The sequence below is a fragment of the Pseudoalteromonas sp. MSK9-3 genome, assembly GCF_003590335.1.
Lineage (GTDB): Bacteria > Pseudomonadota > Gammaproteobacteria > Enterobacterales > Alteromonadaceae > Pseudoalteromonas.
In genome coordinates this window covers 40353-53647 of the sequence record NZ_MIET01000009.1, presented here as the reverse complement: position 1 = coordinate 53647, position 13295 = coordinate 40353, and the positions used below count along the sequence as shown (strand labels likewise).

13 protein-coding genes and 1 riboswitch are annotated in these 13295 nt (G+C 43.5%); of the genes, 1 reads left to right on the top strand and 12 read right to left on the bottom strand.

Going from position 1 to position 13295, the window contains the following annotated elements:
• Positions 1-41: 41 nt before the first annotated feature.
• From BGP78_RS02385 to BGP78_RS02350, 8 genes are all read right to left on the bottom strand, one after another.
• Entirely contained in the window at positions 42-830 is a 789-nt protein-coding gene (locus BGP78_RS02385) for a HesA/MoeB/ThiF family protein (protein WP_119859911.1), read from the bottom strand.
• Complete coding sequence (gene thiE / locus BGP78_RS02380; protein ID WP_119859910.1) at positions 823-2343, bottom strand: thiamine phosphate synthase; 1521 nt, start codon at positions 2341-2343, stop codon at positions 823-825. The genes BGP78_RS02385 and thiE overlap by 8 nt, the downstream gene beginning before the upstream one ends.
• A 57-nt stretch (positions 2344-2400) precedes the next feature.
• On the bottom strand, positions 2401-3189 hold the full coding sequence (locus BGP78_RS02375) for a thiazole synthase (protein ID WP_119859909.1): 789 nt from the start codon (positions 3187-3189) through the stop codon (positions 2401-2403).
• Between the two features lie 3 nt (positions 3190-3192).
• A complete protein-coding gene (thiS, locus tag BGP78_RS02370; RefSeq protein ID WP_119859908.1) occupies positions 3193-3387 on the bottom strand; it encodes a sulfur carrier protein ThiS in 195 nt (64 codons plus the stop codon).
• Positions 3384-4412: an FAD-dependent oxidoreductase gene (locus BGP78_RS02365; protein WP_119859907.1), complete on the bottom strand. Its 1029-nt coding sequence runs from the start codon at positions 4410-4412 to the stop codon at positions 3384-3386. The genes thiS and BGP78_RS02365 overlap by 4 nt, the downstream gene beginning before the upstream one ends.
• A 116-nt stretch (positions 4413-4528) precedes the next feature.
• Positions 4529-6481, bottom strand: a complete 1953-nt coding sequence (gene thiC / locus BGP78_RS02360; RefSeq protein ID WP_119859906.1) for a phosphomethylpyrimidine synthase ThiC — start codon at positions 6479-6481, stop codon at positions 4529-4531.
• A gap of 135 nt (positions 6482-6616) precedes the next feature.
• A riboswitch (TPP riboswitch) is annotated at positions 6617-6717 on the bottom strand.
• 29 nt (positions 6718-6746) lie between these two features.
• On the bottom strand, positions 6747-7157 hold the full coding sequence (locus tag BGP78_RS02355; protein ID WP_119859905.1) for an META domain-containing protein: 411 nt from the start codon (positions 7155-7157) through the stop codon (positions 6747-6749).
• A 96-nt stretch (positions 7158-7253) separates the two neighbouring features.
• Positions 7254-7643, bottom strand: coding sequence for a thioesterase family protein (locus BGP78_RS02350; RefSeq protein ID WP_119859904.1), 390 nt, complete (start codon positions 7641-7643; stop codon positions 7254-7256).
• Positions 7644-7760: 117 nt separating this feature from the next.
• On the opposite strand from BGP78_RS02350, the gene BGP78_RS02345 reads away from it, so the two are divergent.
• A complete protein-coding gene (locus tag BGP78_RS02345) occupies positions 7761-9845 on the top strand; it encodes a TonB-dependent receptor (protein ID WP_119859903.1) in 2085 nt (694 codons plus the stop codon).
• Between the two features lie 73 nt (positions 9846-9918).
• Here BGP78_RS02345 and speD read toward each other — a convergent pair whose 3' ends face one another.
• The 4 genes from speD to astD all read right to left on the bottom strand — a co-directional run bounded on the left by speD (position 9919) and on the right by astD (position 13292).
• A complete protein-coding gene (speD, locus tag BGP78_RS02340; RefSeq protein WP_119859902.1) occupies positions 9919-10728 on the bottom strand; it encodes an adenosylmethionine decarboxylase in 810 nt (269 codons plus the stop codon).
• 84 nt (positions 10729-10812) lie between these two features.
• On the bottom strand, positions 10813-11226 hold the full coding sequence (locus tag BGP78_RS02335; protein WP_119859901.1) for an OsmC family protein: 414 nt from the start codon (positions 11224-11226) through the stop codon (positions 10813-10815).
• Positions 11227-11307: 81 nt separating this feature from the next.
• Positions 11308-11643 (bottom strand): DUF3802 family protein, encoded by a 336-nt coding sequence (locus BGP78_RS02330; protein ID WP_119860070.1) that lies wholly within the window; start codon positions 11641-11643, stop codon positions 11308-11310.
• 176 nt (positions 11644-11819) lie between these two features.
• On the bottom strand, positions 11820-13292 hold the full coding sequence (astD, locus tag BGP78_RS02325) for a succinylglutamate-semialdehyde dehydrogenase (RefSeq protein ID WP_119859900.1): 1473 nt from the start codon (positions 13290-13292) through the stop codon (positions 11820-11822).
• Between the last annotated feature and the right edge of the window lie 3 nt (positions 13293-13295).

Genomic DNA, 13295 nt, shown 5'->3' with positions numbered 1-13295 from the left:
AAACGCAGGCTTTTTTTAACGATATCGTCAGCGCCCGACAGTCACCCACAATTGTGACATTCAGGGTCAACATGCAACTGAAATTCTCGTACAGAGAGCCCCATCGCCTCAACTTGCCGCATACCACTACCGGATACGTGTCCCAGTAGCATATTCACCGCCAATAATGCCTGCATCGACCCTATCATGCCCAGTAAGGGCCCTAATACGCCAAAGTTATCGCAATTGAGTGGCGCGTCATGATCATTTTGCGGAAATACACATGCGTAACATGCTGATGGTCGCCTAAAATCAAAATGCATCACTTGACCTTGCGTACCAATTGCGGCACCAGATATCAAAATGATGTGGTGCTTAGAACAAAAGCGATTCAATAAATAACGCGTTTGATAATTATCACTACAATCTAGCACGACATCAGGAAAGCCGATGTGCTGCATCATATTGTCTGCATCAATGCGCGCATTAATTGGCTGCACATCAATCTGGTTGTTCAAACTGGCTAACACTTTACTCGCCGCTTTTGTTTTTTCCTGCCCTAAGTGATTTACCTTGTATAAAATTTGCCGCTGTAGATTAGACAAATCAACTTCGTCGTTATCAATAAAGGTTAATTTACCAATACCCGCTGCGGCCAAATACAGTAGGGCAGGACTCCCTAGCCCACCACAGCCGACAACACACACATGGGCATTCTTTAACGCCAACTGTCCCTCTAAACCAACTTCACTGAGCAGTAAATGCCGGCTATAACGGATCTGTTCTTTCTCTGTTAATACCAGCGGCTCGTCGTTCAAAGAAGAGCGTGCTCCGGTGCTAGATTCAACCATTGATCATAACTTGTAATTGCGAGATAGCGGCTTCATAGTCATCGGCTTCAGTAATGGCTCGTACCACAGCAACACTACCCACTCCAGTATCGGCAACTTGTGCAGCACGCGTTAAATCTATCCCCCCAATCGCGACTGTCGGGTAGCTATCACGCATCAAAGGGACAAAATGCTGTAACTTCTCTAAGCCTTGAATTTGCCCTGTCATATCTTTGGTCGTAGTTGGGTAAATAGCACCAAACGCTAAATAGCTAGGCCGATAGTTATGCGCACGAACCATTTCATAAAAGCCATGTGTTGAGACGCCTAAACACAGTCCAGCGGCCTGAATGGCTGCTAAATTGGCTTTATCTAAGTCCTCTTGGCCTAAATGCACGCCATATGCGCCGTGCTGAATAGCTAACTGCCAATGATCATTAATAAAGACACGCCCTTGGTATTTTTTGCCTAAGGTAATCGCCGTTTCAATATCCTGCTCTAAGGTCGGTGACTGAGCGTCTTTAACGCGCAACTGTACTGTTGGCACACCCGCAGCCAAACACTTTTCGACCCAATCGAGCGTATCAACGACAGCATATAAGCCTAGCTCCCCTCCGGTACTGGCAAACCCCGCTGAAAAGTTAAATTCAGAGGGTGTTTCCAACTCAAGTTCATCGCCTAGCCAGCTTCCAGCTTCTATTACTTGCGGAAAGTACTGTAACTCTTCAGGAAAAGACGTATGAGCAACAGGCCCTATTCCTTCACCATAGCGCCTACCAATATTCAGTCCCTTGTTGATATAGGCTTTACCCAAAATAAACGCATCTTTAAGTGGATAGCCTTTGGCTAAGCAAGCGGCAATAACAGACGAGAGACTACACCCAGTACCATGAGTATGCGGCGTCACAACTGCTTCATTACCTAACCAATATGCTTCTTGCTCAGCTGACAAAGCAAAATCGACACAATACCCTTTTGGAAAGTCCCAATGCCCCCCTTTAATAACAACCGCTTTAGCCCCAAAAGACTGTAACTTTTGTGCCGCTTCTTTTACTGCACTGGGGCCGATTAAATACACGCCTGTCAGCAGCTGCGTTTCATGGGTATTCGGTGTGATCACATCAACCAAAGGCAATAAGTGGGTTTTCAGAGCATCAACCGTATCTTCTTCTGTTAATAAATCACCACTGGTGGCGATTGCCACCGGATCATAAACAACAACAGGCGGCTCTGACCATGTTTGCTTATAATGCCTTAAATGCTCAGCAACCAATTGAATTTGTTGTACGTTTGCCAACATACCAATTTTTATTACTTTGGCTGGCATATCGTGAATAAGCGCTTGTAGTTGAGACTCAATGACACCCGTTGACATGGCGTTTAGTGCTTCTACCCCTAAACTGTTTTGCGCCGTTAGCGCTGTTATCACAGTACAAGCATGCACATTAAAGCTTTGCATTGCTTTTATATCCGCTTGAATACCTGCTCCACCGCCCGAATCCGATCCAGCGATACTCCATACAACATCAGCCACAAAGACTCCTTAAAATTATTCACATTCAATGTTTATAGTCTCGCGTTTAAACCGAAACTATTGGTGCCAAAATGGCATCCCCATTGTTGGGGTTGAAGGTGCTGCCACCTCTTTTTCTGGCATCGCTTGTGCCACATAAGCTGCACGCCCTGCACTCACAGCATGCGAAAAGGCAGTCGCCATCGATACAGGGCAACCCGCCCCAGCAATCGCGGAGTTTAATAGCACCGCATCGTACCCCATTTCTAACGCTTGGCAAGCGTGTGATGGCAAACCGAGCCCGGCATCCACAATCAATGTCATGTCAGGTAACCGCTCACGAATGGTTGTTAAATTATAGGGGTTTAATAGCCCTTTACCTGTGCCAATAGGCGCTCCCCATGGCATCAATACTTCACAACCTAATGCAGCCAAGCGTTGGCATAAAACCAGGTCATCGGTGCAATAAGGTAAAACCTTAAAACCATCATTTAACAATATCTCAGTCGCTTCTAATAAAGCAATTGGATCGGGCTGTAGATTATATTCGTCGCCGATCAGTTCTAATTTGATCCAATCAGTGGCAAACACTTCGCGGCACATCTTCGCCAAGGTCACGACTTCTTTTACACTGTGGCACCCTGCGGTATTAGGCAACACAGTCAACCCTGTATCTTTGATCAACTGCCAAAAATCCTCTCCGGCAGCAACCGAATTTTGTCGACGTAATGACACAGTCACAATTTGCGAACCAGCCGCTACAATTGATTCTTGCATAATTTTGGGTGATGGATACAGCGCAGAGCCGATCAGTAAACGATTAGAGAATGTCTCTCCATAAATAGTTAAAGGGGTATTTTCGCGCATACATCACCCACCTTGGATCGGAGAAAGTAGATCAATGCTATCTCCCGCTTTTAACTCTGTGTCAGCACACTGGCTACGCGGTACAAATTCTCCATTAACCGCCACCGCAAAAGGTTCTTTCGCCCCTTTAGCCACAATAAATTCTCGTAAGTTTGGCGTATTCAATTGTGTTGTTTCGCCATTAAAAACTACATTCATAACAACCCTTTACTAAGTGCTTCAGAAACCACAGCAGGCGCAAGTAAATAACCATGTCGGTACAGCCCATTAATACGGATCACATTCCCATTGCGTTCAATACGCGGTCTATTATCGCTGAATGCAGGTCTTAACCCTGCGTTTATTGCCATAACCCTGGCCTCAGCAAAGCCACTGTGAACGGTATAGGCTGCAGACAGTAATTCTAAGGTAGAGCGCACGGTAATAGGGCCGTTATCTTGTGATTCAATCTCGGTTGCTCCTATTACAAACTCATGATTTGGTTTAGGTGCAATATAAATTGGATAGCGCGGGTGCATTAATCTCACAGGTCTATTAAGCTCAACTTCTGGCGCATAGACCCGTGCAACTTCGCCTCTAACACCACGCAGATCTGACGACTCAGTTTGTGCGCCAAGCCCACGACAATCAATCACCCAATCAAACTGTTGTCCATCAATAAGCACAGGCTCATTTGGCGTTGTTGAAAGCTCAATCTGATGATTAAAATTAAATTGCACGTCGCTTTTTTGCAAATAAGCAAAACTCGACCGATAAAAAGCTAGGTTATCTAGTTGACCTTCGCAAGGTAAATACAAACCTTGATGAAAGCGCCCCTCTAACTCTGGCTCTAAGTCATGAATTTGTGTACTGCCCACTGTATGCGCAGTGTGACCTTCCAAAGGTTTCAAACGCTGTGAAAAGCTATTCAGATCACCCTTATCTTGTGTATGCGCCACAACCAATGTGCCTGCTTGTTGAAAAAAAACAGGATCAGGTAATTTTGCCAACAAGCTCGGCCACATCGCCATTGATTGAAGGCCTAACTGGGCTAAATCCGCTTCACAAATGACCGACTCAGCCAATGGTGCCAACATCGCTGCTGCTAATGCACCAGCACTATTACTCGCATGTTCATCACTGGCTTCATAAACACTCAGGTACGCTTTATCATGCAACATCAACGCAGTAACACGCCCCACTAGCCCAAACCCTAAAATCGCGACTTTTGATTTGTTCATCATAATGCCTTATTTATACGTGACTGTGGTATACCTAAGGCAAGTTAGTGCATTACATGTACTCGCTTGCCATTAGTTAATAATGAGGAGGTGTGACTCCTCACATCAAACGCATCACATTAGACTGCTTTATGATAAATCTCTGAGCCGGTGCTTTTAAACTCTTCTGATTTAGCTTTCATTTCAGCTTCCACGTCCACCATTTTTATTTCAATGGCGTCACCCACATTATTTGGGTCAATACCTCGTGACTCTAAATCTTTAGCATAATCTCGCACTTCTTGGGTAATTTTCATTGAACAGAACTTAGGTCCACACATAGAACAAAAGTGTGCAACTTTGCCAGATTCTTGTGGCAAGGTTTCATCATGATATTCACGTGCACGATCTGGGTCTAAACCTAGGTTAAACTGATCATACCAACGGAACTCAAAACGCGCTTTAGATAAGGCATTATCGCGTACTTGTGCGCCAGGGTGACCTTTTGCCAAATCCGCCGCATGTGCAGCAATCTTATAGGTGATCAAGCCTTCTTTTACATCTTCTTTATTCGGTAAGCCTAGGTGCTCTTTTGGTGTTACATAACATAACATCGCACAGCCATACCAAGCGATTTGTGCAGCACCAATCCCTGACGTAAAGTGGTCATAACCAGGTGCAATATCGGTGGTCAAAGGGCCTAAGGTATAAAACGGGGCTTCATGACAATGCTCAAGCTGCTCTTTCATGTTTTCTTCAATCATATGCATTGGTACGTGACCTGGGCCTTCAATGAACACCTGTACGTCATGTTTCCAAGCCAATTGAGTCAGCTCACCTAATGTGCGTAGCTCTGAAAATTGTGCATCATCGTTAGCATCAGCAATCGAACCTGGGCGCAAACCATCACCTAAAGAAAAACACACATCATACTGCTTCATGATTTCACAGATATCTTCAAAATGGGTGTATAAGAAGTTTTCTTTGTGATGCGCTAAACACCACTTCGCCATGATAGAGCCACCACGTGACACAATCCCCGTCACACGCTTTGCCGTCATTGGTACATAACGCAACAATACGCCCGCATGAATCGTGAAGTAATCCACACCCTGCTCAGCTTGTTCAATCAAAGTGTCACGGAAAATTTCCCACGTAAGATCTTCTGCAACACCATTTACTTTTTCCAACGCTTGGTAGATAGGTACGGTCCCGATTGGTACAGGTGAATTACGTACAACCCATTCACGTGTTTCATGGATATAGCGCCCTGTAGACAGGTCCATAACCGTATCTGCACCCCAACGTGTAGACCAAACTAGCTTTTCAACTTCTTCTTCAATTGATGAAGTCACCGAAGAGTTACCTATATTGGCGTTTACTTTAACCAAAAAGTTACGGCCAACAATCATCGGCTCTGATTCAGGGTGATTGATGTTATTTGGCAAAATGGCACGGCCACGGGCAATTTCATCGCGAACAAATTCAGGGGTAATAAATTCAGGGATTGACGCACCGAACGAGTTGCCTTTGTGCTGTTCAGCCAAAATTTCTTCACGTAGTTTTGCACGGCCCATGTTCTCGCGGATCGCGACATATTCCATTTCAGGCGTCACTATACCTTGGCGTGCATAGTACATCTGCGTCACGTTTTTGCCCGGCTTTGCACAGCGAATTTTTGGTAAATGCTCAAAACGTAAGTGATCAAGCCCTTCATCAGCCATACGCTGCTGTGAGAACTGCGAAGTCACTGACTCAAGCCACTGTGTATCTTTACGCGCGTCTATCCAAGCTTGTCTAAACTTTGGTAGTCCCTCTCGCACATTTAATTCAAAATCTGGATCTGTGTAAGGGCCTGATGTGTCATACACTCGAATTGGCTCATTTTTTTCATACACTGGGTTTTCTTCTGTACCACCAACAAAACTATCTGTTTGAGTGATTTCACGCATACCAACGCGCACACCCGGTGCATCGCCATCAACATATACTTTATGAGAACTAGGAAAAGGTTGGCCGGTTAAGTTATAAATATACTCAGATGCTGCTGCACGAGTTTCACGACGGGACGGCTTGCTACTATTGTTTGACATGACTTGCCTCATTATTAGTTAAGGTGTCTTGTCAGAACTCCAATAAAGGAGCGAGATGAGGTTGCCCTCAGAAGATCTAAATTACGACACTTAAACAATGTAATAATTTATGGCAGCCTACAAACAGTACGTTTGTAATTAAGGCAGCTTGTTCCCTACGCAGGTGTTAGCCTGATCAGGTTCACGGATCCCGCACGAATGCGATCTCAGCCCAAAGGGCACTCCGACAAGTAACGAATTAGAGACGAGTCTACTTAAGATGTGCTCAGCCTGCAACCGAAATGACAGATTTAAACGTTAAACGTGGCTGTCCACTAAAAATCAATGTGCCCTTTTCTATTTTTGCAGGTACGCCAATTTCCAGCATATTCAATAGCATTTGCTCAACCTTGTTCACGGGTTCATCACACAACTTTCTGGTCATGCCCATGTCGCGTACAAATAACTGGCCTTCTTCGATTTTGCCCAAACCAAAGAAACGATTACACCCCGAGAATCCATTTACCTGCAATGCTTCAATAAAACGCAAAGATACCGGTGAGTCGACAATAACGTCTTGCCCTATCTGCGTAAGCTGCCACTGTGTGTATTTTAGTTGCTCACTATTTACCGTCCCTGTTGATGAACATCCGACCAAAAAAGCGCCCAATGCGCATAAAAACATGCTGATTTTCATGGTAAACCAAATAAAACTGAATTATGCCAATTATACACCGTTATCAGATGCTAATTATGGAAAAAACCGACTTATTTCTCACTAAAACACTTAAAGTTAATCAAAAAGGCAGCTTATTTCCTCTGCTAGGTACGGTCGACTGTGTTCATTCACCGACGTCCAGGTGATCACCGCGTTAAGCATCAACTTGCCATCTGCTTTGCGCACAATTTTCTGTAAAAATTGAGATTTTAATTTACTCACACGTTCCGCTTTTACCTCAACAGTAAACATGTCTCCGGGCTTAAGTGAACTTTTATAATCAACCTCAGACCGGATCACGACTAAGTTAACATTACGGGCAGCAAGCTCAGCAAAGTCTACCCCTTTAGACAGTAAAAATTCATGTCGAGCATGCTCTAAATAATTAAAGTACACACTGTTGTTCACTATTCCCTGTAAATCACACTCATAGTCACGTACTTTTAAATCTACCGAAAATGTCACTGCCGACCTCCAAAATAGCTATTTCCGCATTTTATAGCATATTTCTAGATGATAATGATTCTAAGTTGCTAGTCATTTGCTAAAATGTGGGCAATTCACACGGAATCACTTAAAAATATGAATAAGCTAAAACTCTCTTGCCTTGCTACAGCATTACTCCCATTACTTGCACAGCCTGCTTTTGCTGATGATAAATCTATCGAAACAATCGAAGTCACAGGTGACTTTCATAAAGAACGCATACTTACACTCAGTGCCAGTGCGTCGGTATTTGATCAAAAAACCGTAAACGCACGGGGCGCCGCGTATTTAGATGAAATTCTCAATAACGCAGCCAATGTGAACTTTACCGCAGGCGCATCTCGTGGCCGCTTTATTCAGATCCGCGGTGTCGGCTTACGCTCTCAATTTGTTGACCCTATCACTCCGAGTGTTGGTCTGTTAATTGATGGCATTAATTATTCAGGGCTTGGTGGTAGCGCATTATTATTTGATATTGATCAAGTAGCTATATATCGCGGCCCTCAAGGTACACGTTTTGGCGCTGACGCCATGGCGGGCATGATTGACATGCAATCAAACATGCCAACGACAGAGCATGCGCTAAACCTAAAGTTAGGCGCAAGCAATTATAATGGAAAAGAAGCTGGAATAGCCGCGAGCACAGCGATTACCGATGATACTTCAGCTAGAGCTAGCTTTTTCAAGAAACGCTCCGACGGCTATGTTGAAACGCTATATGCTAACGACCCAACCAACCAACAAGATGAACAAGTGGCGCGTTTAAAAGTCCACACGCTCTGGAGTGATACTCTAAAGACCGAACTGGTTGCACACAACATCGACATTGATAACGGCTATGATGGTTTCACACTCGATAACAGCCGTAATAGTGTGGCCGATGCGCCAGGAAAAGATAACCAAAAAAGTAATGCCGTCGCACTTAGTGCACAATATAGCGGCAGCGAACTGTTTAATTTAGACATTACTACCACGCATTTAAATGCTGACACGCTCTACAGCTATGATGAAGACTGGGTCTGTAATGATACGACACAACCAGTATTATGCGCACCAGGCCTGCACCCATACAGTTATAGCTCAAAAGACAGCTACGCTCGCGATCATCAGCGCGGTACCTTTGAGTTTAAATTATCAGGTAAAAATAATGATTGGGTAACCGGGTTATTTGCACAACGTCGCGACGTAGAGCTTACCCGCGTATATACATATAACGATAACGCTTTTAACTCTCATAATAGTGTGAGCCAAATTGCTTTGTATGGCCAAAAGATAACAACCATTGCTGAAAACCTGTCACTGATCACGGGTATTCGTGCAGAGCGATATAGTACAGATTACTTTGATAATAATCAGATCACCAACAAAGCCGATGACACTATGTGGGGCGCAAAGGTCGCGCTAGAATATCAAGTGGTGCCACGTACGATGATTTATACCAGCTTATCACGTGGTTATAAAATCGGGGGAGTCAATGGCGAAGCGCTTGCTAAGGCAAATGATGAAGGGTTAAATATTCCCGCAGACAACTTTACGTTTGCCCCTGAGTACCTTTGGAATGCAGAGTTTGGCGTAAAAGGACAATCTGAAGATAAGCGTCATATATTAAGCTTAAGTGCATTTTATATGCATCGTGATGACATGCAGCTCAAGGCATGGCAAGTACAAGATCAGCAATTTGCCGGCTATATTGCCAATGCAAGTCAAGGACGTAATTACGGTTTAGAGCTAGAAGGTAGCTTGCAATACACTGACAGCTTAAGCTTTACCTATAGTGCCGGTTATCTTGATACGAAAATTGAAGACTTTGTGACGCAAAGCGGCATAGATCAAAATGGTAGGGAGCAGGCGCAAGCACCACGGTATCAATATGCCATTCGAGCTAACTATTTCTTTAGCGATAACCTAGAAGGTCAAATTGGTATCGAAGGTAAAGATGACTATTATCACTCAGATAGTCACAATGCCCAAGCTGATAGCCAAAACTTACTTAACGCAAGTCTCAGTTATTATGGTGAGAATTGGACACTGACTGCATGGGGACGTAACTTAGCTGACCGTGATGTTCCGGTAAGAGGATTTAGGTTTGGTAATAATGCATTAAAGGATTATACAACTGAAACGTTTGTACAGTATGGCGAACCACGCGTTGCAGGGCTAACCTTTAGCTACCAACTGTAAAGTGACAATAAAAAAGCGCTCTATCTAATGAGCGCTTTCTTTATGAGTCACACAATGAGTCAGTACCTAACGCTTATTCTACGTCAGGTAAGTTACGGCCATAAAATACTTCTTGAATTTCACGGTTCAAACGAGTGCGGATCTCTTCTTCTTCTTCATTGCTTAAATCATCGGTCGTAATACCAAACAAATACGTATTAAGATCGGTTTCTTTGAGCATCATTTTGGTGTGAAAGAGGTTCTCTTGATATACGTTCACATCGACCATTTGGTATGCTTCTTTGGTATCTTCGCTCATGTAATTTTGAATTGAGTGAATAGCATGATCAATGTAATGCTTCACACCACTGATATCTCGAGTAAAACCACGTACACGATAATCAATAGTAACCACATCAGACTCTAAAGAGTGAATTAAAAAGTTCAGCGCTTTTAGTGGTGAAATAACACCACAGGTCGACACTTCAATATCCGCTCTAAACGTGCATATGCCGTCATTTGGGTGCGCTTCAGGGTAAGTATGCACACAGATGTGACTTTTATCTAAATGCGCGACCACAGATTCAGGTAAAGGTCCGGGTGTTTCATTGCTATCGAAAGTCTGCTGCTCTACTGGCTCTTCCGAAACCAATATTGTTACACTGGCCCCTTGAGGATCATAATCTTGGCGAGCTATATTGAGCACATTCGCACCAATAATATCTACGACGTCTTTTAAAATATCAGTTAATCGATCAGCACTATATTGCTCATCAATATACTCTAAATATTCTTTACGCTGTTGCTCTGTTTTAGCATAACAAATATCGTAAATACTAAAGCTTAAACTCTTAGTTAAGTTGTTAAAGCCATGGAGTTTAATTTTATCAAAGGGCTTGTTCACGATAGACAACCTATAAACTGTAAATCTGCGATGCAGAACGAAAAGTTCGCGGATTTTATACGAAAATTGGACTATGAAAAAGTGTTATTTTACATCGCTTGCTATGACTTCATGACTATGCGTAATTTCTACTGCTTTATCAAGCATTAACGCAACAGAACAATACTTTTCAGCTGACAATTGAACTGCCCTAGCCAAGTGTTTTTCTGAAACGTCAGTGCCCGTTACCACAAAGTGTAGATTCATTTTCGTAAATACTCTAGGTGCAGACTCTGCGCGCTCACTGGTCAACTTTACTTCAACGTTTTCGATTTGTTGTTTTGCTTTTTTTAGAATGCTCACCACATCAACAGAAGAACAACAGCCTGCTGACATTAACACCATCTCCATTGGGCTGGGTGCTGCACTGTCTGACCCTGTATCAAACACCACATTATGTCCTGATTCTGAACGTCCGATAAACGTATCGCCTTCTACCCACTTAACACTTGCTTGCATACTACTACCTCGTTATAAAGCATAACACCGCCCTATAGGCGGTGTTATAAAAAATTATGTGCTGCTGGTTACAGTGTCTGCTTAAACAGCTGAATCGAACAAGTTCTTCACTAAGCCAGCAAACTCTTCGATGAATGCATTTTGCTCTTGCGTCACGCGCTGATCGGTAACACTAGATAGCACTTCTTGTAAGTCATATACAATGCCATCTACTTCACGCACAATCAAGCTACGTTGCTCTGTCGTTAATTCTGTGTGTTGTTCACAAATACGGATCACATTTTCAGCAATCACATCTTCGATCAGCTCCATCACCGTTGGTGCGCTAGGAATAATTTCTCCTGGCTTTTCAAATAAGGCTAAATTTTGCGTTAAGTACATGACTAGTTCATCATACCCGTGCTTATCTAACACCATACTTTGCTCACCTGATTCTATCAAAGATATCTCCTATTGATTTAAGCAGAAACTCATGTCTATTGCTACTTTTGTAGCGTCAACAAGGACAAAAAAGCAGCCGAAGCTGCTTTTTATCATTCTAAAGACTTGGATAATACGGTAATTTATTCCGCTAACCAAGCTTACCAGTACCTTTAATCGATATTTAGGCCTGGGCTCAAAGTGCCTGGCAGAGAAACCTTTTCAAGCTCCACTGAAGCAACAGGGTATGCACAGTAATCAGCGGCATAATATGCACTTGCTCTGTGGTTACCCGATGCACCAATACCACCAAATGGTGCTGCGCTTGAAGCCCCCGTAATTGGGCGGTTCCAATTCACAATACCCGCTCGAATGCGACGTAAGAAATAGTCATAATCAGCTTCGCTATCGCTTAGAAGACCAGCAGATAAACCAAAGCTTGTATCATTTGCTTTTTCTATTGCGGCATCAAAGTCATCAAAACGGAATACTTTGAGTAATGGACCAAAATGCTCGTCATCTGGGAAATCAACAACGTTAGAGCACTCTAAAATACCCGGTGTTACAAAACCAGTCCCTTCAGTATGCGTCAGCTCAATTAGTGCTTCTGCACCCAAATCAAGTAACTGTTGTTGCGCTGCAACCATACCAGAAGCTGCCTGTGATGAGATCATCGACCCCATGAAAGGCTGATCAGCTTCATCAAAGTTACCCACTTTAATGGCTTTAGTTGCACGAATAAGGTGTGCCAATATTTCATCACCTTGCGCACCTGTTGGTAAAAATAACTTACGCGCACACGTACAACGTTGACCACTAGAGATAAATGCAGACTGAATAATGTCATGCACAACCGCTTTTGTGTCTGTCGCACCTTTAACGATTAATGGATTATTTCCACCCATTTCTAACGCTAAGATTTTACCTGGCTGACCTGCGTATTGCTCATGCAAAATATGCCCCGTACGTGAAGAGCCAGTAAAGAACAAACCATCTATCCCTTTATGAGATGCTAATGCTTTACCTGTTTCCACTTCACCTTGTACTAGGTTGATCACACCGGCTGGTAAACCCGCTTCTAACCAATACTTGAGTGTTAACTCTGCAACTTGTGGTGTTAACTCTGACGGTTTAAAAATCACCGTGTTACCTGCTAGTAGCGCTGGTACTATATGACCATTAGGTAAATGACCTGGGAAATTATAAGGTCCAAACACAGCCACTACACCATGCGCTTTATGGCGAATAACAGCACGCCCTACTGGCATTGCGTTTTCGACTGTGCCCGTTCTTTCCTGATATGCTTTCTCAGAAATAGCAATTTTACCCACCATGGCACCCGCTTCAGTGCGCGTTTCCCACAATGGTTTGCCCGTTTCTTGTGCAATCGCAACAGCAAGCTCTTCACTATTTGCTTTAAGTACTTCAGCAAAACGCTTTACGATGGCCAAACGCTCTGAAAAGTCTAAATCACTCCAGCTAAAGAATGCTTGACGCGCAGAATTAACCGCAGTGTCTACTTGTGCTGCTGACGCAGCATTTGCAGTCCATATCACGTCGTTATTAGCTGGGTTTACTGAATTAAATTCACCACCTAGACCAGCTACCCATTCGCCATTAATTAATTGAGCAGGATGTGTTGTCATAAT

Excerpts from the sequence above, each read along its gene's own strand:
- BGP78_RS02385 (WP_119859911.1), bottom strand. The coding sequence starts at position 830 with ATGGTTGAATCTAGCACCGGAGCACGCTCTTCTTTGAACGACGAGCCG.
- BGP78_RS02375 (WP_119859909.1), bottom strand. The coding sequence starts at position 3,189 with ATGCGCGAAAATACCCCTTTAACTATTTATGGAGAGACATTCTCTAAT.
- thiS (WP_119859908.1), bottom strand. The coding sequence starts at position 3,387 with ATGAATGTAGTTTTTAATGGCGAAACAACACAATTGAATACGCCAAAC.
- BGP78_RS02365 (WP_119859907.1), bottom strand. The coding sequence starts at position 4,412 with ATGATGAACAAATCAAAAGTCGCGATTTTAGGGTTTGGGCTAGTGGGG.
- thiC (WP_119859906.1), bottom strand. The coding sequence starts at position 6,481 with ATGTCAAACAATAGTAGCAAGCCGTCCCGTCGTGAAACTCGTGCAGCA.
- BGP78_RS02355 (WP_119859905.1), bottom strand. The coding sequence starts at position 7,157 with ATGAAAATCAGCATGTTTTTATGCGCATTGGGCGCTTTTTTGGTCGGA.
- BGP78_RS02345 (WP_119859903.1), top strand. The coding sequence starts at position 7,761 with ATGAATAAGCTAAAACTCTCTTGCCTTGCTACAGCATTACTCCCATTA.
- BGP78_RS02335 (WP_119859901.1), bottom strand. The coding sequence starts at position 11,226 with ATGCAAGCAAGTGTTAAGTGGGTAGAAGGCGATACGTTTATCGGACGT.
- BGP78_RS02330 (WP_119860070.1), bottom strand. The coding sequence starts at position 11,643 with ATGGTGTTAGATAAGCACGGGTATGATGAACTAGTCATGTACTTAACG.
- astD (WP_119859900.1), bottom strand. The coding sequence starts at position 13,292 with ATGACAACACATCCTGCTCAATTAATTAATGGCGAATGGGTAGCTGGT.